A 23,634-nucleotide genomic window follows, 5' to 3' on the forward strand; every position below is an offset into this window, starting at 1 on the left:
CGGCGAGGACTGATGGCACAGCAGCGCGCTCAGGGCCCGTCCGACCCCGAGGCGGCTGGCGGCGGTATGTCAGACGCGCCGGACCTGTGGGGTAACGGCGGGCTGGTCGGCGATGGCCGGTACCGGCTGACCGGCAGACTCGGCCGGGGCGGTATGGCCGAGGTGTTCGCGGCCGAGGACGTACGCCTCGGGCGCACGGTCGCCGTGAAGCTGCTGCGTTCCGATCTCGCCGAGGACCCGGTGTCCAAGGCCCGCTTCACACGCGAGGCGCAGTCGGTCGCCGGGCTCAACCATCACGCCATCGTCGCCGTGTACGACTCCGGCGAGGACATGATGGGCGGCCAGAGCGTGCCGTACATCGTGATGGAGCTGGTCGAGGGCCGCACGATCCGCGATCTGCTGCTGAACGCGGAGGCCCCGGGGCCCGAGCAGGCGCTGATCATCGTCTCCGGGGTGCTGGAGGCGCTCGCCTACTCCCACCAGCACGGCATCGTGCACCGGGACATCAAGCCCGCCAACGTGATCATCACCCACACCGGCGCGGTGAAGGTGATGGACTTCGGCATCGCCCGCGCCCTGCACGGCGCGTCCACGACGATGACCCAGACCGGCATGGTCATGGGCACGCCCCAGTACCTCTCCCCCGAGCAGGCGCTCGGCAAGGCCGTCGACCACCGCTCCGACCTCTACGCGACGGGCTGTCTCCTCTACGAACTGCTCGCCCTGCGCCCGCCGTTCATCGGCGAGACCCCGCTGTCGGTGGTCTACCAGCATGTCCAGGACATCCCGACGCCGCCCTCCGAGGTCTCCGACGCCTCCCCGCCGGAGCTGGACGGCCTCGCCATGCGCGCGCTCGCCAAGGAGCCGGACGACCGTTTCCAGACCGCCGAGGAGATGCGCGGCCTGGTCCAGTACGGCCTCCAGATGCTGTACGACCAGGGCGGCCACACCGGCACCTGGAACACCGGCCCGGTGGAGGCCCACGACGGCCGGCACACCCCGCCGATGGGCACCGCGGGCACCGCGGTGCTGCCGCACCCCAACGACGGCACCTCGCAGATCCCGCAGCCGATCATCCCGCCGTACGGCGGCGGCGGCCGGGACGACGGCGGCTTCGAGGGCAACGGCAACCGCGGACGCGGCTCCGGCAAGCTGTGGATACTCGCGGTGCTCGGTGTGATCGCGATCGTCGCGGGCGTCGCCCTGGCGCTGAACAACGGCAACACCTCGGGCGGCGGCGGAGGCTCCAGCCCGTCGCCCACCACCTCGCGCAGCGTCGAGGAGGAGACGTCGTCCAGCCCGTCGCCCACCGACGAGGAGACCCGGCAGCCGACGGACACGAACACCCAGGAGAACAACGGCGGCGGTGGCAACGACTGGGACTACACCCCGTCCCAGCAGCCGTCGACCACCCCGTCCCAGGAACCGTCGAACGAGCCGACGGACACGGAGCCGACCGATACGGAGCCGACGGACACCGCGACGTCGGACCCGGGGAGCCCGGACCCCGGCAGCCCGGACCCGGGGAGCCCCGACCCCGGCAGCCCGGACCCGGGAACGGACGGCGGAATCGGCGGCCTCCCCGGCGGGTCCGAGGGCGGCACCGGCTGACAGGCCGGGCGGCTCCGGCGACTGAATCACGCGCGCGTGGCACCCGGAAACGGGCTCCACGCGCGCGTGCCTCGTTCCTGGGCCCGCCCGCAGCTACCGGTGCGCGTTCTCCCGCGCTCTGCCGGCGGGGCCGAGCCGCGCCCGCAGTCCGTCGTCCGTCGAATGGACCGTCGCGAACTGCGGGGTCACCCGCAGATAGACCGGGGCGTAGGGCTCGCCGTCCACGACGCGGGGGGCGGGGCCCAGCCGGGTGAGTTCGCCGGGCGTCGGCTCCGCGGCCTCGCAGGCGCCGACGATCTGCACCGACCAGTGCCCGTCCGGCGCGTCCGGTACCGGCGTCCCGAGCGGCCCCAGGCTGTCGGCGCCGTACGCGACGATCTGGCCCTCGCACGCCTGCGGGTAGCCGCCCCGGCCGGGCAGCCGCAGCAGCACCCGGCCGTCGCTCACGATGTGCCGCGCGGGCACCAGGAAGGGCAGCGCCCGCATACTGGCCGCGACCCGGCCGTAGGCGATACGGCCGAGGAGGTCGGTGGCGAGGGAGAGATCGGCCGGCGTGTCGTCGGTGGGCATGCCCACCACTGTGCGTGAGCACGCGGTGCGCCGATAGGGGCGGCGGCCCCGAGGGGGACGGGACGTAAGTCCCGAAGCCCCCGAAGCCCCCGAAGCCCCCTGCACCTACGGACTGCGCCTACGACCGCTCCGCCTGCATCCGCGCCACATACGCCGCCGCCTGGGAACGCCGCTGCATGCCCAGCTTGGAGAGCAGGCTGGAGACATAGTTCTTGATCGTTTTCTCGGCGAGATGGAGTTCCTCGCCGATCTGCCGGTTGGTGAGGCCCTCCCCGATCAGATCGAGGATCCTGCGCTCCTGGTCGGTGAGGCGGGTGAGCCGCTCGTCGCCCTTGGCGCCGCCCCCGTCGCGCAGCCGCTCCAGGACGCGCGCGGTGGCCACCGGGTCCAGCAGCGACCGCCCGGCCGCCACGTCCCGCACCGCGGTCAGCAGCTCGCTGCCCCGGATGGCCTTGAGGACATACCCGGAGGCACCGGCCATGATCGCGTCGAAGAGCGCCTCGTCGTCGGCGTACGAGGTGAGCATCAGGGCGTTGATCGAGCGGTCCGCGGAGCGGATCTCCCGGCAGACCTCGACCCCGCTGCCGTCCGGGAGGCGTACGTCCAGCACCGCCACATCGGGGCGGGTGGCCGGAATCCGGGCCAGGGCCTCGGCGGCGGTACCGGCCTCGCCGACCACCTCGATGTCCTGCTCCACGGCGAGCAGCTCATGCACGCCACGCCGGACCACCTCATGGTCGTCAAGGAGGAATACCCTGATTTTTCCGTCTTCGCGCACGCGGTCAGTCTCACATACGAACCCTTCCCGCGCCCGGGGTGCGCGGGATAACGTGCCGTTGTTCCGGCCCCCTGCGACGCTGTGACCAGGAATTGTTCCCGGCTGACCGGATTTACTTGGAAATCCAAGCAAAATCCCTGGTCAGATGGGGTTTCCCAGAAATGTGGAGCACTGGGTAACGTGATGGTCGCGGGGTGCTCGCCGGGGCACCTGTCACGCCGATTTCCGACCGGCCGCACACCACCCCGTGCACCGCAGGAAATGGGTGAGCCGCACGGCACCCGGCGAACCCGGGAAGCCGGACCGACGGAGGAGCACACGTGACCGTGGAGAGCACTGCCGCGCGCAAGCCGCGACGCAGCGCCGGTACCAAGAGCACGGCCGGTAAGCGATCGTCCCGGACGACACCGGGAGCCACCGAGCCCGAGCTGGTGCAGTTGCTGACACCCGAGGGCAAACGCGTCAAAAACGCCACGTACGACAAGTACGTCGCCGATCTCACCCCCGAAGCCCTGCGCGGTCTGTACCGCGACATGGTGCTCACCCGCCGGTTCGACGCCGAGGCGACCACCCTCCAGCGCCAGGGCGAGCTGGGGCTGTGGGCGTCGCTGCTGGGCCAGGAGGCCGCCCAGATCGGCTCCGGCCGGGCGCTGCGCGACGACGACTATGTCTTCCCGACCTACCGCGAACACGGCGTGGCCTGGTGCCGCGGGGTCGACCCGACCAACCTGCTCGGCATGTTCCGCGGCGTCAACAACGGCGGCTGGGACCCGAACAGCAACAACTTCCACCTCTACACCATCGTCATCGGCTCCCAGGCGCTGCACGCCACCGGCTACGCCATGGGCATCGCCAAGGACGGCGCCGACTCCGCCGTGATCGCCTACTTCGGCGACGGCGCCTCCAGCCAGGGCGATGTAGCCGAGTCCTTCACCTTCTCCGCTGTCTACAACGCGCCCGTGGTCTTCTTCTGCCAGAACAACCAGTGGGCGATCTCCGAGCCCACCGAGAAGCAGACCCGCGTCCCGCTCTACCAGCGCGCGCAGGGCTACGGCTTCCCCGGTGTCCGGGTCGACGGCAACGACGTCCTCGCCACCCTCGCGGTCACCAAGTGGGCGCTGGAGCGGGCGCGCGAGGGCGAGGGCCCGACGCTGGTCGAGGCGTACACGTACCGGATGGGCGCGCACACCACCAACGACGACCCGACCCGCTACCGCCACGACGACGAGCGGGCGGCGTGGGAGGCGAAGGACCCGATCCTGCGCCTGCGCCGCCACCTGGAGTCCTCAAACCACACCGAAGAGGGATTTTTCACGGAACTGGAGGCGGAGAGCGAGGCGTTGGGCAGACGAGTACGCGAAGTGATCCGGACCATGCCCGACCCGGACCACTTCGCCCTCTTCGAGCATGTCTACGCGGACGGGCACGCGCTCGTCGACGAGGAGCGCGCCCAGTTCGCCGCGTACCAGGCGTCGTTCAGCGATGTGGAGGGGGTCTGAGATGACGGTCGAGAAGCTGGCGGTGGCCAGGGCGATCAACGCGTCGCTGCGGCGCGCGCTGGAGTCGGACCCCAAGGTCCTCATCATGGGCGAGGACGTCGGCAAGCTGGGCGGGGTCTTCCGGGTCACCGACGGCCTCCAGAAGGACTTCGGGGAGAGCCGGGTCATCGACACGCCCCTCGCCGAGTCCGGCATCGTCGGCACAGCCATCGGCCTGGCCCTGCGCGGCTACCGCCCGGTGGTGGAGATCCAGTTCGACGGTTTCGTCTTCCCGGCGTACGACCAGATCGTCACCCAGCTCGCCAAGATGCACGCGCGGGCCCTGGGCAAGATCAAACTCCCGGTCGTCATCCGCATCCCCTACGGCGGTGGCATCGGCGCGGTCGAGCACCACTCGGAGTCCCCCGAGTCCCTGTTCGCGCACATCGCGGGCCTGAAGGTGGTCTCCCCCTCCAACTCCTCCGACGCGTACTGGATGCTCCAGCAGGCCATCCAGAGCGACGACCCGGTGATCTTCTTCGAGCCGAAGCGGCGCTACTGGGACAAGGCCGAGGTCAACACCGAGGCCATCCCCGGCCCGCTGCACAAGGCCCAGGTGGTGCGCCCCGGCACCGATCTGACGCTGGCCGCCTACGGTCCGATGGTCAAGCTCTGCCAGGAGGTCGCGGACGCGGCGGCCGAGGAGGGCAAGTCCCTGGAGATCCTGGACCTGCGCTCGATCTCCCCCTTGGACTTCGACGCGATCCAGACCTCGGTGGAGCGGACCCGCCGCCTGGTGGTGGTCCATGAGGCACCGGTGTTCTTCGGCTCCGGCGCGGAGATCGCCGCCCGGATCACCGAGCGCTGCTTCTACCACCTGGAGGCGCCGGTGCTGCGCGTGGGCGGCTACCACGCCCCGTATCCGCCGGCCCGTCTGGAGGAGGAGTACCTGCCGGGCCTGGACCGGGTGCTCGACGCCGTCGACCGCGCCTTGGCGTACTGAGGAGAGGGTCGTGACGACGATGACCGAAGGGTCCGTACGCGAGTTCAAGATGCCCGATGTGGGCGAGGGGCTCACCGAGGCCGAGATCCTCAAGTGGTTCGTCCAGCCCGGGGACACGGTGACGGACGGCCAGGTGGTCTGCGAGGTGGAGACCGCGAAGGCGGCGGTGGAACTCCCCATCCCCTACGACGGAGTGGTCGCCGCCCTGCACTTCGCCGAGGGCACGACGGTGGATGTGGGCACGCCGATCATCGCGGTCCAGGTGGGGGAGGCTCCGCCCGGACCGGAACCGACGCCCTCGGCGACTCCGGACCAGCCGGAGGAACGTCAGGCGGTCCTGGTCGGCTATGGAGTGGCGGCGTCCTCGACGCGGAGGCGCCCGCGCAAGCAGGATCCTGCGGAGCCGGCGGGACCGGCCGCACAGCCCGAGCTGAACGGCCACGGCACCCCGCCCCCGACCTCGCGCCCCCTGGCCAAGCCGCCGGTGCGGAAGCTGGCGAAGGACCTGGGCGTGGACCTGGCGTCGGTGACTCCGTCGGGCCCGGACGGAATCATCACGCGCGAGGACGTCCACGCGGCGGCGACACCACCGCTCCCACAGCCGGAGGCATCCGCCCCTGAGCCTTCCGCACCGGAGACGACCTCCCCCGCGCTGTCGTCGCCCTTGGAGACCCGTATCCCGGTCAAGGGCGTCCGTAAGGCGACGGCGGCGGCGATGGTGGGCTCGGCGTTCACGGCACCGCATGTCACGGAGTTCGTGACGGTGGATGTGACGCGCACGATGCGGCTGGTGGCGGACCTGAAGGAGGACAAGGACTTCGCGGGCCTGCGGGTGAACCCGCTGCTCCTGATCTCGAAGGCCCTCCTGGTCGCGATCAGACGGAACCCGGAGATCAACGCGTCCTGGGACGAGACGAACCAGGAGATCGTGGTCAAGCACTACGTCAACCTGGGCATCGCCGCGGCCACCCCGCGCGGCCTGCTCGTCCCGAACATCAAGGACGCCCACGCCAAGACCCTGCCGCAACTGGCCCAGTCCCTGGCCGACCTGGTCGCCACGGCCCGCGAGGGCAAGACCACCCCGGCGGCGATGCAGGGCGGCACGGTCACCATCACCAACGTCGGCGTCTTCGGCGTCGACACCGGGACGCCCATTCTGAACCCCGGTGAGTCGGCGATCCTCGCGGTCGGCGCGATCAAGCTCCAGCCGTGGGTCCACAAGGGCAAGGTCAAGCCCCGCCAGGTCACCACGCTGGCGCTCAGCTTCGACCACCGTTTGGTGGACGGCGAGTTGGGCTCCAAGGTCCTGGCGGACACGGCGGCGGTGCTGGAGCGGCCGAGGCGGTTGATTAGCTGGTCGTAGGTGGGAAGGGGGAAGGGTGCCTGTCCGAAAGGACCGGTCACCTTTCCCCCGCCCCTCGCCTCCGCCCCTCGTCTCGGGCTCAGTCCTCCCAGAACGACCAGAAGACGCCTACTTCCGCGTCGGAGACAGCCACGAGGCCGCAGTCCGTGGTGTGGACGGAGAGGCACTCCCACTGCTGGTCGGGATTCAGCAGATCCGCATCCGGATTGCCCTTCGCATCGGCCGCGTTGGTGAAGAATCTGGCATCCCGGCCGAACCGTGCGGTGATCTCCGCGGAACTACGGAACAGCCCCTCCCGGCGCTCCCTGAATCCGGGGATGCGGGCGGCCTGGAAGAACTCTCCCTGGAGCGCGACCAGCAGCTGCCCCGCGGACACCGGTCCGATCTCGTGGAGACTGGCGCCGAGTTGCTCATCGCTCCAGGACATGAACGGCGCGTTCGTGCCGCTGCGGTTCTCGTTCACCTCGGGGGCGTGATTGACCGAGTGCCAGCCTCGGGGGTCGGTGACCTTGAGCGTCATGACGGCGCGGGCGTCCGCACGCCAGTCGTCGTGCTGACGGGGTCCGGTCCGGGCGAAGGTCCAGCCGCCGCCGAACAGGTCGATCACGGCGGACTTCCAGGACGCCGGGTCGGATGGGTGCGGCTTGGGGTGATTCACGGTTCGCCCTGATTCCTCGCTTCTCGTAGGAGTCCTACCCGGGGACGGTATCGCTCGGTAGGGAAGTGGAGTTGGCGCCGCCCCCTCCGCCCAGGGTCGCGGAGGGGCGCGGCTGTTACGGCGTGCCGCGTGGGTCGCCCTCAGCGGCGGGTTCGTATCCGTCCGCCGCCGCCCGGTCGGGGTCGGTGTACTCGAAGGTGTGGCAGCCCTGGTGATCCTCGTAGAGCATGCAGGCCACGTCCTTCGGGGTGGGGCCGCTGACGGCGTTGCAGTCCGGCAGGACGGCCACGCGTTCGGGTGGGCCGCCGTCGGGCCATTCCGCCCAGACCTCCCCGTGGCTGGCGTCGTCCAGTTCCCAGGTGAGATCGAGGTGGGGACCCGTGTCGTGCGCCTCCAACTGACAGCGCAGGTCGACGCCGACCGACACCCGGGGGTCACTGGTGTCGGGGATGTGCGCGAGCATCAGGGCGACCAGGTCGACCGGCATCCGGGCGGGTGCGCCGCAGCGTCGGCGGTTCGGTTCGTGGTGCGGGGGCATCGCGTCATGCCTCCCGTCCGGCGGAGCCGGTTACGTCGGGCTGCGGGTGATGGCCGGTCCGGCAGCGGGGGCAGCGGCATGGCGGCCAGCGGTCCGAGACCAGCATCAGGGGCCCGGGAACCTCCCGGAACACACGCCGTACCACGGGACCCTTCCGTCTGCCGTCCGGGCCGACCCGGTACGTCTCGATGGTCATGCGCGAGTCGCCCGGCGTGGGGCGGACACCGACGTTCACCGGGCCCCGCCCTCGCTGACGATCAGGTACGGGCGGATCAGGGCTGTACCGGCCCCGTCCAGGGGCTCGTGCAGCCCGTAGGGCGACCGGGGCACGCGGGGCCGTGCGGCGGCGCAGGGGAGGGGTGCGTACGGGCATCGCGCGGGGGCCGAAGGGGCCGGACGGGCGGACGCCCGCCGCTTCCCCGAACCGGGCAGTAAGACGCCCAGCAGTCCGGCCAGGAGCATGCGGATAGGCTTCACCATGTTGACCTGCTCTCCAGGTTGACCACGCCCCCGGACCGGTCGCACGGTCGCGGGGGTCTTGCGTACTCAAGGCAACCGGACGGCTACACAGCGCGGTACCGTTGAACCCGCGGCGTTTATTAAGGGCGTTAAGCGTGGGGAAGCGGGGCGTATCCATGGCTGGCCGGCAACCGAACGAGGCTCTTAGGCAACTGCACGAGGCAGCGGGGTGGACGCTCCGGCGGTTCGGCCAAGAGGTCAACAAGATTGCTACGGAGCGCGGGAATCCGACCCGGTATCAGGCCCCGTCCGTGCATCAGTGGTTAGGCGGGCACATGCCCAGGGCGAATGTCCGGCTTCTGATTCTCGAAGCGCTTTCCCGCCGTCTCAAGCGTCCGGTGACCCATGCCGAGGCCGGCTTCCCCGCCCCCGCCGACAACGGTGAGGCCAGCGCTGTCGAAGGACTGCTGGATCTCAGCAGACAGGACATGGATCCCTCGCGGCGCAGCATCATAGGAGCGGGCGCGTCTCTCTTCTCCGTGGCGCTGGCCATTCCGGGATGGCAGGACGTCGTAGGGCGAATGGAGGCCGTCCAGAGCGGACGAACTCAGCGGATCGGCATGCGGGAAGTCGAATCCGTGGTCACCATGACAGACCGGCTCTCGCACATCGATGATCAATTGGGCGGCCGATGCACACGGCCTTTGGCCGCCGCGTTCCTGGCCAACACCGTCGCCCCCTATATGAGGGCGGACGCATCGGTTGAAGTGCGGAAGGCCATGATGACCGCCGCGTCTTTCCTGTGCTATCTCACCGGCTGGATGGCGGTGGACGAGGGCGCGCACGGCACCGCGCAGCGCTACTACGTCAAGGGGCTGCAACTCGCAGGCGCCAGCGGCGACCACCTGACCTACTGTCACATTCTGCGTGGGATGTCGGTGCAGTCGGTCGACCTCGGCCATGGTCCGACGGCGGTGAAACTGGCTGATGCCGCCAGTGCGGCGTCCCCCAGGGCAGGCCACAGAATGGCCGCCTTTATCGCGGGCCAGCAGGCTCATTCCTATGCTGTCGCCGGTGAGCGCTCCCAAGCTCTCCGGAGCCTCCAGGAGACCGAGGTCGCACTCGGTAAGGCGGACAGCCCTTTGGGCACCTTCGGCGGCTACAACGCGGCTACGCTCGCCTATACCGCGGCGCAAGTCCGATATGCGCTGCGGGACGTATCCGGGAGTGTGAAGTCGCTAGAACTCTGTTTCCGTTTGCGTAACCCCAAGTTCGATTCCCGGCGCGGCGATCTGCGGTTCGGTGCGATGCTGGCCGAGCGTCAACTGGAAATCGGTCATCTGGATGCCGCATGCGCCACCTGGGGAAAGGTGGTGGACGGCTATCCGACCATCCAATCCGGGAAAGTCGACCACCACGTCCGAGCGATGTTCCGACTGATCCGCCCGCACCTCAAGAACGCGTCCGCGCGAGATCTCCACGAGCGCGCCAGGCTGGTGGCGCCGTCGCTGGCAGCCTGAGCCACTGCTCCAAGGGCCGTACCTGCTGGGAGACGCCATGCCCGACGCCAGTCATCCGTACATGCAAGTCGCCGAGCGCATCCGGCGTCGCATCCTCGACGGTGCGCTCGGGGAAGGGGAGAAGCTGCCGCCCGTGCGGGAGTTGGCCAAGCAGGAGGGCGTGTCCGTCGCCACCCTCGGCCGTTCCCTCGATCAGCTCCAGGTCGAGGGGTACATCACCACCTCCCGCCGGGGAACCTTCGTCGCCAACGCGCCCGAGGTCGCCCCCTCCGGCTACGACCGGATCACCCGGGTTCTGCGTACCGGATCGGTGCTCGCCGAGGGCGAGACGATGATCGTGACGAAAGCGGAGCTGATCCGGCCGCCCCAGTACGTCGCCGAGATCTTCGACCTGGATGAGGGCGCCCAGGTCGTCCACCGCGAGTGGCACACCGGTAAGGGACCGCAACGTACCGGCCTCTTCGTGACCTGGTACCCGGCTCACTTCGCCGCCGCGGTCCCCGAGTTGCTGTCCACGTCCCGCGTGTCCTCTCCCGGACTGCTTCTGAAGATCCAGCAGGCCACCGGTAGGCGCGTGGTGGCTGGACGCGACGACCTGCACGGCAGGGACGCCGACGCCCGCGAGGCGGGCTTCCTCGGGTTGCGCGTCGGGTCCCCCATCCTGGCCGGCGCCCATCGGCTCTGGGATGACCAAGGCGCCATCGAGTATGGGGAATGGTGCCTGCCCTACCGGCTGGCCGTCGGCTACGAGTACGGCTTCGAGGCTGCTCCGGACGCGCCCTGATGCCGAAGGCGGCGCGCAGGCCCTCCACCTCCCAGGTGCGCGGTGATCCGCCCGCGCCTCAAGGACGGCCGCACGTCAGCTCCACGAGGGCGAGGGCGCTCTGCTTCATGCCTTCGTCCGGTCAGTGGGATGAGGCCCTTGGTTGCCGAGCCGGTCGGCGGCCAGCGAGAGCCAGGCTCCGGCGCCGTAGGGGGCCGGAGGGTCGACCTCCAGGCCGAGTTCGGCGAGAGCCAGGGCGTGGTCGGGGTCGGTGAGGTCGAGGGCGAGGAATTCGTGCAGCTCGCCGATGAGGCGGGCGACGAACTGGGGGTCGGTGGAGTCCCGGTAGTCGTCGAGGGCCTCGTCATGGTCGCCGAACTCGTCGGGCATGTCCTGGGAGAACCAGCCGCCGAGGAACTGCCCCAGCTCCGGGAAGCGGGCGTGCCACTCCCAGCGGGTCGCGGGCACGGCCGGGGGCGGAGCCTCGCCGTTGTCCACGCTGTGCCGGATGTGGTCGGCCAGACAGCGCAGCCACTGCTGGATGTCGGCCTCGGGCAAGCCCACGTCCGGGATGGCGTAGAACTCCCCGAGCCGCAGGCGCAGCCGACCCGGCGGATGGTCGGCGTATTCACGCAACTGCCGTTCGGCGAGGGCGAGCGCCCAGGGGCGGCTGTGCCAGGTGTGCCGCAGATAGGCGGTCAGCGCACGGCTGGGCAGCGCCTGTGTGTCGTCCGCGGGACACCCGGCGTACGCGCGCATGACCTGGTCCAGCTCGCCGTAGCGACGGTCGTGTTCGAGGGGGCTCAGCGGCACGAAGATCGGCTCTCTAGAGGTAGATGGGGAAGGTGGACAGGATGACGAAACCGTGCGGCCGGTCCGTGTCCCGCTTCAGCACCACCCGGGCGGCCCGTACGTCGACCGGCTCCCGCCCGGCGAGCATCATCGCCTGAAGCAGCACCTGGCCGACCGGCTCGGACCGCGAGGGCCAGGACGCCTCGACGGTCAGGCGCGAACGCGTCGACTGCGCCAGCCAGCGGTGGATCACCTGCTCATTGGCGGTGACGACCTGCTGGGTTGCCCACTGGGCGGTGGCGTGGTCGGGATAGGTGGAGGTTCTGGTGCGCATGAGGGACGGGCTCCGTCATCTGGGGTCGAAGGTCCAGAAGACTCCGACCTCTTCCGGAGAGACGACGACGAATCCGAAGTCGCCGGAGTACTCGGTGAAAGGCCACCAACCGCGGATGCGACGGGCGGCGAGATCCAGGGTAAGCGAGTCACCTACTCCTCTGACGTTGGTATAACAGCTGACCTCGTCCCCGTATCGGTCCAGTAGGAGGTGGGTGTCCGCGACTCTGCGCGCGGCTTCTTCCGGAGACGGACTGATGTGCCACTCCCAGTCGTAAGACATGATTTCCAGGATATGGGCCGCATCCTCCCTTGTGATTTCCCACAGATGCTCGGCCACCGTGTCGCGGGAGAGCGGGCGGAAGGGGAAAGACGCATTTCCCAGCGCCCGTCCTTCTTTATTGAACTCCCAGTCGAGTACCCGCCAGCCGCGAGGGTCTTCGGCCTCCCGATTCAGCACGGCGAGCACGTCGCTCTGCCAGTCTGGATATCTCCTCGGGCCGGTTGCCACAAGTGAGTACACATCATCCAGGAGTCGCACGGCGGCCGACTCCCAAGCGGTCTTGGTCGGCTTGCGCATTTCTGCTCCCGAAGTCATCGCGCCGGCATGGAGGTCAGCACCACAAAGGGCGGATCGAGGCTGGGGTCGTACCGCAGACGAGTATTGATTTGTGTGGTGTCGACAGGTATGGCGTTCATGCCGCCTTCTTTGTATCCGGTCAGTGGGTTCTGTGGGTCATAGGGCTGCTTCGTGATAATAGTGCCAGTGATCTCGCCAGGAGGGCCGGGGCCGATGAATATATTTACTGGATCGTCCTCTGGTGGCGGGCCATCGAGCCAGGCTCTGATCTCGGCAGAATGCTGATCGATGTTGTACTGCGTGTATCGCTGAGCGCTTTCCAGATCCGTGAAACTGGAGGCCCCTGCGATCACGGGTTTGTTGTGAGGCCAGGACGGTGTCGGTGGCTGGGATTGGTCTCGAAGACGCTGGGCCAGTTGCTCCGGGGTCTTTCCGGCGTGTTTGTCCAGAGTGTGGCCGTCCAGCATCCATTCACTGCTGGCCAGATCCACTCGATAGGTGCTGTTACCCGTGCCCTGCGGGTCGGTCCACTGGTGCTCGGTCCTGAATTCGTTGAGAGCTCGGGCGCCGAACGCCGCCGCGCGGGCCTCCTCCGCACGGAAGGCCGGGGCGCTCAGCCTGGCCTCCTCCAGATCGGGTTTCAGCGCACGGAACTGCGGGGTCAGCGTATTGACCTCGGTGTTGTAGGCATCGACGACCGCGTTCAGCGCGGCCGTGTTGAGATTGAGCGTGATCGACGCGCCCAACTCGGCTCCAGAGGTGACGAGCCCTCCGAAGAACTTGCCGACAGCCTTGGCCCCCTCCTTGAGGTCGCCCAGGTCCACCCCGTCGCTGAGATTGATGTCCCCCACGGCCTCGCGTACCGCGTCCTGGTAGATGTCCCAGACCTTCCCGTTCAGCCGTACCGCGGCTTCGGCGAAGGACCGGAGTAGATCGCTGATCTTCATGGCGCTGTCGAAGAGGACAGCCATGACGGGCTGGGTGGCGGTCGAGCTGGTGCCGCTGTCGTGCCGCCACTGGTAGGTGGCGCCGGAGTTCTCCTTCGCCCAGGCCGTGGTGCCCCACAGCGAGCTGCAGAACTGCCGCATGGCGTTGTACCACTCGCTGTTGCTCTGCTGGGTGATGCCGTTCATCAGACCGGTGAGCCCGCTCTCCGTCATGGAGAGCGAAACGGTTGTGTTCGCCCATGCCTGGGAGAGGGTGTTCAGATAGTGCTGCTGCGGGAAGGGGTAGACCTCGGCGACCTTTCCCCAGCGGAAGGCGTGCTCCAGCAGAGGCCGGATGATGTGCCACATCACATCGGGGACGAATTCCAGCAAGGAACGGATGAAATCGTCCCCACCATCATTGTCGCCCCATCGCAGATCCGGCACCGGGCCGTAGGACGGGGCCTTCTCGATAACCTGCGGCGGTGGCTGTACCACGGGCTGCGCGGTGGTACCGGAGGCGCTGTTGGCGGCCTCGGCCCGCGAGAAGTTGTTGGCGGTGGTGGCGAAACCGACGGCCGCGCCACCGATGCCTTCCACGGATTTCGCCCACACCTCAAGAAAGAGGCCGCCGACCTCGACATACGCGGTGGCGAATCCCTGCGCCGCCGTTCCGTGGCCGCCCGCGTCCGGGTGACTCCGCAGATCAGTGAGCAGATCCTTGGCGCCGGTGTCGAAAGGCTTTTGCTGCGCCGCGAAGCCCCCGGCCACCTGATGCAACTGCGAAGGCGTCACATCGATCGTCCCGCCCGCCGGCGGAGGCGGGCTGCCCATCAGGCGGCTCCCCAGCCTCGCAGGACGGCCTGGTTCGCGGACGCGTAGTTGGCGTGGCCGTTGGTGACGAACTCCTGGAGCCACCGCTGGGCCGCCTGGAGATCCTGCGCCGAGCGGTCCCACGCGTCCAGCTTGTCGACGAAGACGTCACGGGCCTCCCCCTGCCATGACAGCACGACCGGCACCGTGCGCTCGTAGAGGTCCTCCAGCCTGCCGTTGAGCTGTCTGAGGATGTCCTCCAGTTCGGTCGTGAGTTCCTGGAGCGTCGCGAAGGAGACGCCTATGTGATCGTCGACGGGTCCGGTCGACATGGGTGGGTACCCCCGGGATCGAGTTCGAGTTCGAGTTCGAGTTCGGTGCGGGCGGGCGGGCGGCGCGGTGTGGTCAGAACGAGTCGAGGCTGCTGCGGGGTGCCGACGACTCCGTGCCCGCTTCGGGATTCGGTGTCGACAGCTTGTCGACCTCGCTGCCGATGTCCACCTGGATCGCCCGCATCCGCCGGACCACTTCCTGTTCGTCCGCGGTGAATCCGTCCCGGCTGAGCCGAACCGCCTCCTCCAGTTGCCGCATCACCTCACGGATGCGGACGGCGTCCTCGGCGGCGGCCCGATGGAAGGTGCGGTACGCGGTCGCCGCCGGGCCCTGCCAGCCCGCCTCGACCCGGTCGACCAGCGTGTCCATGCGCCGGACCTGACGGTCCAGATGACTCTGCATGGCGTCCAGGTCACGGGCGAGCCGGGTCAGATCCTCACCCGACACCGCCAGATCGACGCCACGCCCCTGCCCCGCCGCTGTCTCGCTCACACTTCACGCCCCGTCGACCGGTGATCGTCTTGCCACCGCCACCCTCTACGAACGGGAGTGCGGATGCCAGGCCCTTCCCAGCCAGTGCCCGTTCGTGCTCCACCCCACCAGGCTTCGCCCCCCGCCCCCGTCCGGGGTTCCGTCGTTCAGGGTCTGGTGGAGGCCGATGAGGGCCGGGGTCAGGTGGGGGGAGGAGCGGGCCGAGGTCTCCCACAGGCGGTCCATGGTCTCGGTCTGTTCGGCCGGGGTGGAGAGGGAGAGGAAGTAGATCATCTGGCGCCAGGCGTACGCCGTGTCCTTGATCGTGGGGAGCGGACGCGGGTTGCCGGGCAGGCGGGACGCCAGACGGCAGGCGCGGAGGAAGGCGCGGTGGGCCAGGTCGGGCCAGCCGTCGGGTGGGGTGGCGCCCGCGCGGGCGGTCAGGACGGCCAGATTGTGCGTGGTGAGGATCTGCGCCTGCTCGATGATCTTTCCGTTGTCCGCCACCGACCAGGAGCCGGAACGGGAGTGGGAGCGGGAGCGGGAGCGTGGGGGGCGCTCGCCGTGCAGGTTGCCCAAGGTGCCGCCCCGCGTCTCCTCCGCCCTCGCGCGGCACAGGTCCGCGAACGCCGGGGATGTCGTCGCGCGCCTGAGGACGCGCGTGGTCGCCGCCTCCTCGATCGCGGTGTTGCGCAGCGCCCGGTAGTCGATCGCGTAGTAGCGCTCGTAGAGGGTGCCCCGGAGCTGTTCCGCCGCGATCCGCGCCGCCACCATGAACTTCGGGCTGAACGCGCCCATGAAGATGTCCGCCGCCAGTTCCTCCGTCAGCGGGGCGCCGAGGTCGGCCTCGCGGGCCAGTACCGACAGCTCGCGGATCAGCGGGTTGGGGAGGAGCGTGCCGGGGAAGGCGCCGACGGCCAGTCCGGCGAGGCGGCGGAGAGCCGTCGCGGGGATGTCCGTGTCCGGGGAGGAGCCGGGTCCGCCGCCCGAGCGTTCCGCCCGTTCCGGCGCCACCGCGCCCACCCACGGCAACTCCGCCACCCGCACCTGGCGTTCCAGGTTGAGCAGCAGCAGGGAGCGGCGGTTGCGGAAGGCGCGGTACGTGGCGGCGGACAGCGCGCGCAGCGCCGGGTCCGGGTACGCCTGTGCCGTGGTCGCCGCGACGAGTTGGGGGACCAGCTCCGCCAGCGCCTCCGCCGACGGCACCACCCCCCGCTCCACCAGCGTCTCCAGCGGAGCGCTCAGCGCCGACTCCACCGGGCGCCGCAGCGGCGCCGGGATCGGGGCGGCGGGCGGCAGTCCGGTCGCCGCCGCCTCCCGGTCGGTCACCGGGGTGAGCAGCGCCTCCGGGTCCGCGACGCCCGCCTCGGCGGGGAGCGCCGAGAGCCGCTCGACCAGCAGCGCCGCCAGGTCATGGTGGGACGGCAGCGCCGCCTGGGCCGCCTGCTCCTGGCGCAGGGCGGTGTGCCGCGGCGAGCCCGGTTCGCCCCGGCGGCGCACCATCGCCGCGACGGTGGCCCGCAGCAGACCCAGTTCCCGCGGCGGCACCCGGCGCCCCTCGGCCGCCTTCTCCAGCGCCGTCCGCAGGATCCACAGGTTCTCGCCGCGCCTGCGGTGCTTGGCGCAGAGGGTGTGACGGTCCGCCAGTTCGCGGTAGCGGGCCAGCAGGAGCGCCGCCCGGCGCCGCCAGTCCGCGTCCGGCTGCCGGGCCGGCACCTCGCCGTCCTCGGCGCTCTCCAGCCAGTGCGCCAGCAGTTCATCGGCGAACGGCGCCCAGACGGTGACGGCCTCGCGCTGGGTGTCGACGGCCGTACTCGGCCGACGGCCCGCCAGCGACCGGGCCGCCTCCCCCGCCGTCGACCGGTGCACGGCACGGGGATCGGGCGCCGCCCGCTGTACCGGACGGGGCGTGAAACGCAGCCGCTCCGCGAACGGGGCCAGCTCCGCCACCAGGTCCAGCGCCGCGTCCGTACGGCCCGCCCGCGCCAGCCACGCCACCGTCAGCAGCGCGGCCTCCTCCGGTACGGCGACCTCGTAGCGCCCGCTGTCCAGCAGCGCGCCGAGGTCGGTGAGCCCGGCCTCGGTCAGGAAGTACGTGAACAGCGCCCCGCGCTCCGCCGGTACCCCCGCCCGCGCCGCGGCCTGGGCCTCGTACGGCTGGAGGGGGCCGCCCGCGCTCGGCGTGCCCGAGGCGAAGCCGCCGCGCAGCACCTCCGGGGTGACCCAGGCGGGCAGCCCGGTGACCGGGGTGCGGGAGCCGATGAGCAGCCTGCCGTTCGCCATTCCGGCCAGCACCGACCGCCAGGCGCGGCCCTTCTCCTCGGCGCGATGGCGGGTGGCGGCGTCGGGGTGGGTGTGGGCGGTCCGCAGCGCGGCGGCCAACTGGGCGTAGCCATAACCGGGGTTCACGCCGAAGGCGTTCTCAGCGCTGCCGGTGCCGGTGCCGGTGCTCGCGGCCTTCTCGGCGCTCCCGGCGTTCTCGTCGGTGTCGTCGGTCTCGTTCATAGCCGGCGTGGCGGGTTCTGCCCCCGCGCCCTCCGGGTCTACAGCCCGGTGCTCTTCTGCTGAGCTACACGCCGTCAGGTCCGACGCTAGGGGCCGGAAGGGTGGGCCGACAATCGTATTTCTGATGCAGGGGGGCGCCCCTGGTAGGCGTCGGGGACCCGTCGCGCTGCTGACGGGTCCCCGCACTTCGCGCCTGACCGGTGTCGTTCAGGTCAGAGCACCGCGAAGCCGTAGTTGAGCAGCTTCTTCGCGTCCGACTCGCGCTGCGCGGCGGACGTGGAGGTCAGGACCGTACCGATGACGGTCTTGCCGTTGCGGGTCGCCGCGAAGACCAGGCAGTACTTGGCCTGGGTGCCGGAGCCGGTCTTCACCCCGATCGTGCCGCTGTAGTTGCTGAGCAGGGTGTTGGTGTTGGTCCACGTGTAGTCGCGGTAGCCGCCGCTCTTCGTGGTCACCCGCTGCTTGGTGGACTTGGTCTTCACGACCGTGCGGAAGGTGCTGCTCTTCATCACATTGCTGGCGAGCTTGGTCAGATCGCGCGGCGTGGAGTAGTTCGAGCCGTTGCTGATGCCGTCGAACGAGTCGAACTTGGTGTTGGTCATGCCGAGCTGCTTGGCCGTGGTGTTCATCTTGCCGATGAACGACTTCACCCGCGCCGCCCGCGTCGAGCCGCTGCCGAACTTGTCGGCGAGCGCGTACGCCGCGTCGCAGCCTGACGGCAGCATCAGCCCGTAGAGCAGCTGACGCACGGTCACCTTGTCGCCGACGATCAGCCGGGCCGAGGAGGCGTTCTTGGAGACGATGTAGTCGCTGTACGCCTTCTGGACGGTGACCTTGGCGTCCAGGTTCAGGTTCGGCTGGGCGAGCACCACCTTGGCGGTCATGATCTTCGTCGTGGAGCCCGTGGCGGCCTTGGTGTCGGCGGCCTTGGTGTAGAGCGTCTTGCCGTTCGCGTTGTTCATCACGTAGCCGCCCTTGGCCACGATCGAGGGCTTGGTGACGGCCTGAGCGGGGGCCGCGGAGAAGGCGGCGGCTGCGAGCATCGCGCCGGAGGTCACGCTGACCGCGGCGGCTCGGCGAAGCCGGGTGCCCTGAATGCCGGTTTTCAAGTGAAGTACCCCGATGAAGTTGAATTCCCCTATTTTGCGGCCACCAAGGGATGGGGGGAAGGAAAAGGGCCGCACAGGTGTGACTCGTGAGAAGGGTCAACAGTTGTGCGCCGGATGAAGAAAATCTGAGCGGGTTGGGCGCGGTGCGCGGGCTCGATACCGGGGTCCGCATGTTGGACGGGGCTCCCTGATGCGTACGTGTTGTATCTATCCTGTCGGCATGCCGTCGTCCACCGCCGTGCACGAAGAGCACCAGGAACGCCAAGAGCACCAGGAACGCGAGGAACACCAGGAACGCCAAGAGAAGGCTCCGCCGCGCAGGATCAAGCAACCTCCCGCCGCCGACCGGGTCTACACCCACGTCAAGGACGGCGTCCTGGAGCGGCGCTACGAGGGTGGCGCGCTGCTCACCGAGGGCGAACTGGCCGAGGCCGTAGGGGTGTCCCGCACCCCGGTGCGCGAGGCGCTGCTCCGGCTGGAGGCCGAGGGGCTGATCAGGCTCTACCCCAAGAAGGGCGCCCTGGTGCTGCCGGTCTCCGCGCAGGAGATCGCGGACGTCGTGGAGACCCGGCTGCTGGTCGAGGAACACGCCGCCCGCAAGGCGGTGCCCGCCCCGCCGGGGCTCATCGAGCGGCTCGCCGAACTCCTCGACCGGCAGCGGGCGCAGGCCGAGGCCGGGGACTTCACCGCCGCCGCCGTCACCGACCGCTGCTTCCACGCCGAGATCGTCCGCAGCGGCGGCAACGAGATCCTCTCCCGGCTCTACGACCAACTCCGAGACCGCCAGCTCCGGATGGGCGTCGCCGTCATGCACTCCCACCCCGACCGGATCGCCAAGACCCTCACCGAGCACGCCGAGATACTGGACGCGCTGCGCTCCGGCGACGCCGAGGCGGCCGTCGCCGTGGTCCACCGGCATGTCGGCTGGTTCTCCCACCTGGCCCGGGGTGAGGTGCGGTGAGCGCCGGCTCGGGTCCACCGAAGAAGGGCGCCGGCTCCGGTCCGTCCAAGGGGGACCCGGGCCCCTCCGGCGGCGGCTTCCTGCCCGGTGACCCCCCGGGCGGACGCCGGGCCGTCGCCGTCTGGTGCACCGGCGTCGCCGTCTACTTCGTCGCCGTCATCTTCCGTACGTCCCTGGGGGTGGCCGGGCTCGACGCCGCCGACCGGTTCGACGTCAACGCCTCGGCGCTGTCCACCTTCTCCATACTCCAGCTCCTGGTCTACGCCGGGATGCAGATACCCGTCGGCCTGCTGGTCGACCGGCTCGGCACCAAGAAGGTGCTGGCCATCGGCGCGGTCCTGTTCACCGCCGGACAGCTCGGCTTCGCCTTCTCCCCCTCCTACGGCACGGCCCTCGCCTCCCGCGCCCTGCTCGGCTGCGGTGACGCCATGACCTTCATCAGCGTGCTGCGGCTCGGCACCCGCTGGTTCCCCGCCCGCCGCGGGCCCCTGATAGCGCAGCTCGCCGGACTGGTCGGCATGGCCGGCAATCTGGTCTCCACCCTCGCCCTCGCCCCGCTGCTGGACGGCATCGGCTGGACCGCCGCGTTCGCCGGCAGCGCGGTCGCCGGAGTCGTCGTCCTCGTCCTGCTGCTGCTCTTCCTCAAGGACCACCCCGAGGGCCACGACCCCGAACCCGCCCCGCATCTGGGCGCCGCCTATGTCCGCCGCCAGATCGCCGCGTCCTGGCGGGAGCCCGGCACCCGGCTGGGCCTGTGGGTGCACTTCACCTCCCAGTTCCCGGCGATGATCTTCCTGCTGCTGTGGGGGCTGCCGTTCCTGGTGGAGGCACAGGGGCTGAGCCGCGGCTCGGCGGGCGCCCTGCTCACCCTGGTCGTGCTCTCCAACATGGCCGTCGGCCTCGTCTACGGCCAGATCGTCGCCCGGCACCACGGCGCCCGGCTGCCGCTCGCCCTCGGTACGGTCGGCGCGACGGCCGTCCTCTGGGCCGTCACCCTGGTCTGGCCCGGCGCCCACGCCCCGCTGTGGCTGCTGATCACGCTGTGCGCGGTGCTCGGCGCGTGCGGACCGGCGTCGATGATCGGCTTCGACTTCTCCCGTCCGGCGAATCCGCCCGAACGTCAGGGCACCGCCTCCGGCATCACCAACATGGGCGGTTTCGTCGCCTCGATGACGACGCTGTTCGCGGTCGGGGTGCTGCTCGACGCCTCCGGCGGGAACTACGGCATCGCGTTCTCCGCGGTGTTCGTGCTCCAGGCGCTGGGGGTGAGCCAGATGCTGCGGCTGCGGCGGCGGGTGGCGCGGATCGAGCGTGAGCGGCTGGTCGCCAGCCGGGTGTCCTCGGTGCACGTCCCCGTCTAGGCGGACCCGGGACCCGGGTACCCGGATGCGGTTCTGGGGGCTGCCGCCCCCAGATCCCCGCTGCGGCCCGGAACGGGCCTCGTCCTCGTCGCTCTCGTCCTCGTCGTTCTCGTCGCTCTCGTTCTTGTCCTCGTCCTCGATCGTCGGACAAGACCGGCGACGGTGACTCCTACTTCGTCACCTACTTGGTCACCTGCTTCGTCACCTACTTCGTCACCGTGAAGTGCCGCAGGATCGCCGCCGTCAGCTTCGGGTCGCCCTCCAGCTTCAGTCGGTCGGCGACCGAGTCCACCGTGACCCGGCCGCAGGCCAGCCGGACATAGGTCTCCCAGTCGAGCCCGAGGGTGGCGGCGGGGCCGAGCGCGGGCGCGGTCTCCAGGGTGCCCCGGCCCTGGATGTCGACCCGGATCGTGCGCAGGAACTCGATCGGGCCGTTCACATCGAAGACGATCGCCGAGCTGCGCGGGGCGTCCGCCTTCCCGGCGACGATCTCGGGCAGCGCGTCGAGCAGCACGTCCCGGGCGACATGGGCGCCCGGCGAGTCGAGGTTGCCGGGGGCGCCGAGGGTGGTGCGCAGATCCTGCTCGTGCACCCACATGCTGAAGGCGTGCTCACGCATCGACTCCTCCAGCGTCAGGTCCGCGCCGAGCGGGCCGCGCACCTTGGTGCCGGGGTCGCGGGACTCGTTGCGCAGCTGGCGGTTGCGGCGGATGACCGTGTACTCCAGCTCGGAGGTCATCTCCGGGGAGGTGTGGTGCCGACGGACATCGACCTGCATCTCCATATAGCGCTGGTGGTCGTTGGTGACATGGAAGAGGTCGCGCGGCAGGGTGTGGATCGGCCGCGGGTCACCCAGCATCTCGTTGTTGAGGCCGATGACATGGGACACGATGTCCCGGACGGACCAGCCGGGGCAGGGGGTCCGGCGGTTCCAGTCGGCCTCCACGAGCGGCTGCACCAGCTCGGATATCGCATCGATGGAGTGCGTCCAGGCGTCGGCGTAGGGCTGGAGGGTGGGATGCAGACTCACGGAACGGGACCCCTCGGCGGTCGTGGCACGGGCAGGTTGTGGCGGCATTGCCAGTGGGAGGTGGCTGTCGGCGGCGTCTCGGTGTCTCGGTCTCCGTCGGTCCGTCGCTGGGCTCGAACCGGGGAGGACCCCCAAGTTACGCTGCTGGGAGGCAGCCCGGCAGTGCTTTCGTGTGACGATCGTAGGCCCGTGTGGACGGCTCGAATGCCAGGACGGTGGTAGTGTGCGCGCCTCTCTCCTCCAGATCGCTATAGACGAGGGCGAATCGGTCGATTCTCGTAGGGAACGGGTCGCCGCGCTGGTCAGAGCGGAGGCGGGGACCGCGGATCTCGTGGTGCTGCCGGAGCTGTGGACCACCGGGGCGTTCGCCTTCGAGGCGTTCGGCCGGGCGGCCGAGCCGCTGACCGGGCCGACGCACGAGGCGATGGCGAAGGCGGCGGCGGACGCGGGGGTGTGGCTGCACGCGGGATCGATCCCCGAGCGGGCCGCCGACGGGACGCTCTACAACACCTCTCTTGTCTTCTCCCCCTCGGGAGAGCGGGCCGCGGCCTACCGCAAGATCCATCGCTTCGGGTTCGACAAGGGCGAGGCCGTGCTGATGGGGGCCGGGCGGGAACTGGTGACCGTACGGCTGCCGGAGACCGTGATCGGGCTGGCTACCTGCTATGACCTCCGTTTTCCTGAGCTGTTCCGCGGGCTGGTCGACGCCGGGGCCGAGACGCTGGTGATCCCCGCGGGCTGGCCGGAGCGGCGGCGGGGGCACTGGACGCTGCTGGCGCAGGCACGGGCGGTGGAGAACCAGGCGTTCGTCCTCGCGTGTGGAACGGCCGGGACGCACGCGGGGGTTCCCCAGGCCGGTCACTCGATCGTGGTCGGCCCGTGGGGGGAGGTCCTGGCGGAGGCGGGAGCGGGAGAAGAGGTGCTCCGGGTGGAGTTCGACCCGGCGAAGGTGGCCCGCACCCGCGAGCAGTTCCCGGCGCTGAAGGACCGGGTCCTGGGCCTGGAGCCCCCGGGCTGACCGGCCCGGCGACAGCGACAGCGACGGCGAGGGCGACAGCGACGGTGACAGCGACCGTGACCAGCTACCGCCGTACGCCCCGGGCGGGCGCTCCCCATCCCCCTCACCCCTCATCCCTCACCCCTCCCCCCGCTCCTTGTCCGCCAGCTGGATGACGCACACGGTCACCGCGATCAGCAGTGCCGGATCGGCGTCCTCCCGGACCACGTCCACCCCGTAGGTCTCCCGGACGTGCAGAAAGCGGCGGGAGATGACGGCGAGCAGCTCACCGTCGTACTCGATGGCGAACTCGCGGTCGAGGATCTTGCCGCTGACGTCGAGTTCCGTGCCGTCGGCCAGGGCGACCCGGTAGTGGTTGCGCAGCAGGGAGAGGCGTTTGCGGCGGATGCGGGCCAGGGGCTCGCCGTCGCGCTCGATGACCATGGTGTCCCGCAGCGCGAACATCTTCTGGCGGATGTCGATCAGCACCCGCCCCTGCGGATCCTTCAGCTCGAAGGTGTCCCGCAGCCGCAGCGCCTTCCCGTCGACCAGGAACGCCTTGTGGCCCCGGTCGTCCTCGATCCAGTAGTCGTCGCCGATACCGAGCAGCCGTTCGCGTACGAGGAATCTCATGCGGGACGGGTTCCCCCGCGGCCCCCGTCCACCGCTGTGACCCCCCGTT

At 70.0% G+C, this 23,634-nt stretch carries 23 protein-coding genes and 1 tRNA gene; 9 read left to right on the forward strand and 15 right to left on the reverse strand.

The window, feature by feature from the left end:
• The first annotated feature begins 9 nt into the window (after nt 1–9).
• On the forward strand, nt 10–1,611 hold the full coding sequence (locus ABZX40_RS15505) for a protein kinase (RefSeq protein ID WP_355748057.1): 1,602 nt from the start codon (nt 10–12) through the stop codon (nt 1,609–1,611).
• A gap of 93 nt (nt 1,612–1,704) precedes the next feature.
• On the opposite strand, the gene ABZX40_RS15510 is transcribed toward ABZX40_RS15505, so the two are convergent.
• Both ABZX40_RS15510 and ABZX40_RS15515 read right to left on the reverse strand, forming a co-directional pair.
• Nucleotides 1,705–2,181 carry a pyridoxamine 5'-phosphate oxidase family protein gene (locus ABZX40_RS15510; protein ID WP_355747962.1) on the reverse strand — a complete coding sequence of 159 codons (477 nt, stop codon included), beginning with the start codon at nt 2,179–2,181 and terminating at the stop codon, nt 1,705–1,707.
• 118 nt (nt 2,182–2,299) lie between these two features.
• On the reverse strand, nt 2,300–2,959 hold the full coding sequence (locus tag ABZX40_RS15515; RefSeq protein WP_355747965.1) for a response regulator transcription factor: 660 nt from the start codon (nt 2,957–2,959) through the stop codon (nt 2,300–2,302).
• Nucleotides 2,960–3,279: 320 nt separating this feature from the next.
• Between ABZX40_RS15515 and pdhA the strand changes: the two genes are divergently transcribed.
• The 3 genes from pdhA to ABZX40_RS15530 are packed head-to-tail and all read left to right on the forward strand — an operon-like array spanning nt 3,280 to nt 6,803.
• Nucleotides 3,280–4,458: a pyruvate dehydrogenase (acetyl-transferring) E1 component subunit alpha gene (gene pdhA, locus ABZX40_RS15520; RefSeq protein WP_355747968.1), complete on the forward strand. Its 1,179-nt coding sequence runs from the start codon at nt 3,280–3,282 to the stop codon at nt 4,456–4,458.
• Nucleotide 4,459: 1 nt separating this feature from the next.
• A complete protein-coding gene (locus tag ABZX40_RS15525) occupies nt 4,460–5,440 on the forward strand; it encodes an alpha-ketoacid dehydrogenase subunit beta (protein ID WP_355747971.1) in 981 nt (326 codons plus the stop codon).
• A gap of 10 nt (nt 5,441–5,450) precedes the next feature.
• Nucleotides 5,451–6,803: a dihydrolipoamide acetyltransferase family protein gene (locus ABZX40_RS15530; RefSeq protein ID WP_355747974.1), complete on the forward strand. Its 1,353-nt coding sequence runs from the start codon at nt 5,451–5,453 to the stop codon at nt 6,801–6,803.
• A gap of 79 nt (nt 6,804–6,882) precedes the next feature.
• Here the strand turns inward: ABZX40_RS15530 and ABZX40_RS15535 are convergent, their stop codons facing one another.
• Entirely contained in the window at nt 6,883–7,461 is a 579-nt protein-coding gene (locus ABZX40_RS15535) for a hypothetical protein (RefSeq protein WP_355747977.1), read from the reverse strand.
• Nucleotides 7,462–7,576: 115 nt separating this feature from the next.
• Entirely contained in the window at nt 7,577–7,999 is a 423-nt protein-coding gene (locus tag ABZX40_RS15540; RefSeq protein WP_355747980.1) for a hypothetical protein, read from the reverse strand.
• A gap of 635 nt (nt 8,000–8,634) precedes the next feature.
• On the opposite strand from ABZX40_RS15540, the gene ABZX40_RS15545 reads away from it, so the two are divergent.
• Nucleotides 8,635–9,978 carry a tetratricopeptide repeat protein gene (locus tag ABZX40_RS15545; RefSeq protein WP_355747982.1) on the forward strand — a complete coding sequence of 448 codons (1,344 nt, stop codon included), beginning with the start codon at nt 8,635–8,637 and terminating at the stop codon, nt 9,976–9,978.
• Between the two features lie 37 nt (nt 9,979–10,015).
• A complete protein-coding gene (locus ABZX40_RS15550) occupies nt 10,016–10,762 on the forward strand; it encodes a GntR family transcriptional regulator (RefSeq protein WP_355747985.1) in 747 nt (248 codons plus the stop codon).
• 105 nt (nt 10,763–10,867) lie between these two features.
• Here the strand turns inward: ABZX40_RS15550 and ABZX40_RS15555 are convergent, their stop codons facing one another.
• The 9 genes from ABZX40_RS15555 to ABZX40_RS15595 form a co-directional block, all read right to left on the reverse strand.
• Nucleotides 10,868–11,554, reverse strand: a complete 687-nt coding sequence (locus ABZX40_RS15555) for a contact-dependent growth inhibition system immunity protein (RefSeq protein ID WP_355747988.1) — start codon at nt 11,552–11,554, stop codon at nt 10,868–10,870.
• A 13-nt stretch (nt 11,555–11,567) separates the two neighbouring features.
• Nucleotides 11,568–11,867 (reverse strand): RNase A-like domain-containing protein, encoded by a 300-nt coding sequence (locus ABZX40_RS15560; RefSeq protein WP_355747991.1) that lies wholly within the window; start codon nt 11,865–11,867, stop codon nt 11,568–11,570.
• 15 nt (nt 11,868–11,882) lie between these two features.
• Complete coding sequence (locus tag ABZX40_RS15565; RefSeq protein ID WP_355747994.1) at nt 11,883–12,446, reverse strand: hypothetical protein; 564 nt, start codon at nt 12,444–12,446, stop codon at nt 11,883–11,885.
• A 14-nt stretch (nt 12,447–12,460) separates the two neighbouring features.
• Nucleotides 12,461–14,206 carry an RNase A-like domain-containing protein gene (locus ABZX40_RS15570; protein WP_355747996.1) on the reverse strand — a complete coding sequence of 582 codons (1,746 nt, stop codon included), beginning with the start codon at nt 14,204–14,206 and terminating at the stop codon, nt 12,461–12,463.
• Nucleotides 14,206–14,517 carry a WXG100 family type VII secretion target gene (locus ABZX40_RS15575; protein WP_355747999.1) on the reverse strand — a complete coding sequence of 104 codons (312 nt, stop codon included), beginning with the start codon at nt 14,515–14,517 and terminating at the stop codon, nt 14,206–14,208. The genes ABZX40_RS15570 and ABZX40_RS15575 overlap by 1 nt, the downstream gene beginning before the upstream one ends.
• Before the next feature lie 73 nt (nt 14,518–14,590).
• A complete protein-coding gene (locus ABZX40_RS15580; RefSeq protein ID WP_355748001.1) occupies nt 14,591–15,010 on the reverse strand; it encodes a WXG100 family type VII secretion target in 420 nt (139 codons plus the stop codon).
• A gap of 45 nt (nt 15,011–15,055) precedes the next feature.
• The gene (locus ABZX40_RS15585) at nt 15,056–17,494 is read right to left on the reverse strand and encodes a hypothetical protein (protein ID WP_355748003.1); all 2,439 of its coding nucleotides are present in this window, start codon (nt 17,492–17,494) and stop codon (nt 15,056–15,058) included.
• 2 nt (nt 17,495–17,496) lie between these two features.
• A tRNA-Tyr gene (locus ABZX40_RS15590) sits at nt 17,497–17,568 on the reverse strand.
• Nucleotides 17,569–17,706: 138 nt separating this feature from the next.
• Complete coding sequence (locus ABZX40_RS15595) at nt 17,707–18,603, reverse strand: D-alanyl-D-alanine carboxypeptidase (protein ID WP_355748006.1); 897 nt, start codon at nt 18,601–18,603, stop codon at nt 17,707–17,709.
• 220 nt (nt 18,604–18,823) lie between these two features.
• Between ABZX40_RS15595 and ABZX40_RS15600 the strand changes: the two genes are divergently transcribed.
• Together ABZX40_RS15600 and ABZX40_RS15605 are read left to right on the forward strand one after the other, a co-directional pair.
• A complete protein-coding gene (locus ABZX40_RS15600) occupies nt 18,824–19,564 on the forward strand; it encodes a GntR family transcriptional regulator (protein ID WP_355748009.1) in 741 nt (246 codons plus the stop codon).
• A gap of 80 nt (nt 19,565–19,644) precedes the next feature.
• Nucleotides 19,645–20,925: an MFS transporter gene (locus ABZX40_RS15605; protein WP_355748060.1), complete on the forward strand. Its 1,281-nt coding sequence runs from the start codon at nt 19,645–19,647 to the stop codon at nt 20,923–20,925.
• Between the two features lie 205 nt (nt 20,926–21,130).
• Here ABZX40_RS15605 and ABZX40_RS15610 read toward each other — a convergent pair whose 3' ends face one another.
• Nucleotides 21,131–21,955, reverse strand: a complete 825-nt coding sequence (locus ABZX40_RS15610; protein WP_355748012.1) for a maleylpyruvate isomerase family mycothiol-dependent enzyme — start codon at nt 21,953–21,955, stop codon at nt 21,131–21,133.
• A gap of 223 nt (nt 21,956–22,178) precedes the next feature.
• Here ABZX40_RS15610 and ABZX40_RS15615 point away from each other — a divergent pair, with 223 nt between their 5' ends.
• Nucleotides 22,179–22,973: a carbon-nitrogen family hydrolase gene (locus ABZX40_RS15615; protein WP_355748015.1), complete on the forward strand. Its 795-nt coding sequence runs from the start codon at nt 22,179–22,181 to the stop codon at nt 22,971–22,973.
• 117 nt (nt 22,974–23,090) lie between these two features.
• Here the strand turns inward: ABZX40_RS15615 and ABZX40_RS15620 are convergent, their stop codons facing one another.
• Nucleotides 23,091–23,585: an LURP-one-related family protein gene (locus ABZX40_RS15620; protein WP_355748018.1), complete on the reverse strand. Its 495-nt coding sequence runs from the start codon at nt 23,583–23,585 to the stop codon at nt 23,091–23,093.
• Between the last annotated feature and the right edge of the window lie 49 nt (nt 23,586–23,634).

The organism is Streptomyces sp. NPDC004610, assembly GCF_040609715.1.
Taxonomy (GTDB): Bacteria; Actinomycetota; Actinomycetes; order Streptomycetales; family Streptomycetaceae; genus Streptomyces.

What these genes read in the sequence shown, in the direction of transcription:
- ABZX40_RS15510 (WP_355747962.1), bottom strand. Translation starts at nt 2,181, where the DNA reads ATGCCCACCGACGACACGCCGGCCGATCTCTCCCTCGCCACCGACCTC.
- ABZX40_RS15525 (WP_355747971.1), top strand. Translation starts at nt 4,460, where the DNA reads ATGACGGTCGAGAAGCTGGCGGTGGCCAGGGCGATCAACGCGTCGCTG.
- ABZX40_RS15540 (WP_355747980.1), bottom strand. Translation starts at nt 7,999, where the DNA reads ATGCCCCCGCACCACGAACCGAACCGCCGACGCTGCGGCGCACCCGCC.
- ABZX40_RS15545 (WP_355747982.1), top strand. Translation starts at nt 8,635, where the DNA reads ATGGCTGGCCGGCAACCGAACGAGGCTCTTAGGCAACTGCACGAGGCA.
- ABZX40_RS15550 (WP_355747985.1), top strand. Translation starts at nt 10,016, where the DNA reads ATGCCCGACGCCAGTCATCCGTACATGCAAGTCGCCGAGCGCATCCGG.
- ABZX40_RS15560 (WP_355747991.1), bottom strand. Translation starts at nt 11,867, where the DNA reads ATGCGCACCAGAACCTCCACCTATCCCGACCACGCCACCGCCCAGTGG.
- ABZX40_RS15565 (WP_355747994.1), bottom strand. Translation starts at nt 12,446, where the DNA reads ATGCGCAAGCCGACCAAGACCGCTTGGGAGTCGGCCGCCGTGCGACTC.
- ABZX40_RS15570 (WP_355747996.1), bottom strand. Translation starts at nt 14,206, where the DNA reads ATGGGCAGCCCGCCTCCGCCGGCGGGCGGGACGATCGATGTGACGCCT.
- ABZX40_RS15575 (WP_355747999.1), bottom strand. Translation starts at nt 14,517, where the DNA reads ATGTCGACCGGACCCGTCGACGATCACATAGGCGTCTCCTTCGCGACG.
- ABZX40_RS15585 (WP_355748003.1), bottom strand. Translation starts at nt 17,494, where the DNA reads ATGAACGAGACCGACGACACCGACGAGAACGCCGGGAGCGCCGAGAAG.
- ABZX40_RS15600 (WP_355748009.1), top strand. Translation starts at nt 18,824, where the DNA reads ATGCCGTCGTCCACCGCCGTGCACGAAGAGCACCAGGAACGCCAAGAG.
- ABZX40_RS15620 (WP_355748018.1), bottom strand. Translation starts at nt 23,585, where the DNA reads ATGAGATTCCTCGTACGCGAACGGCTGCTCGGTATCGGCGACGACTAC.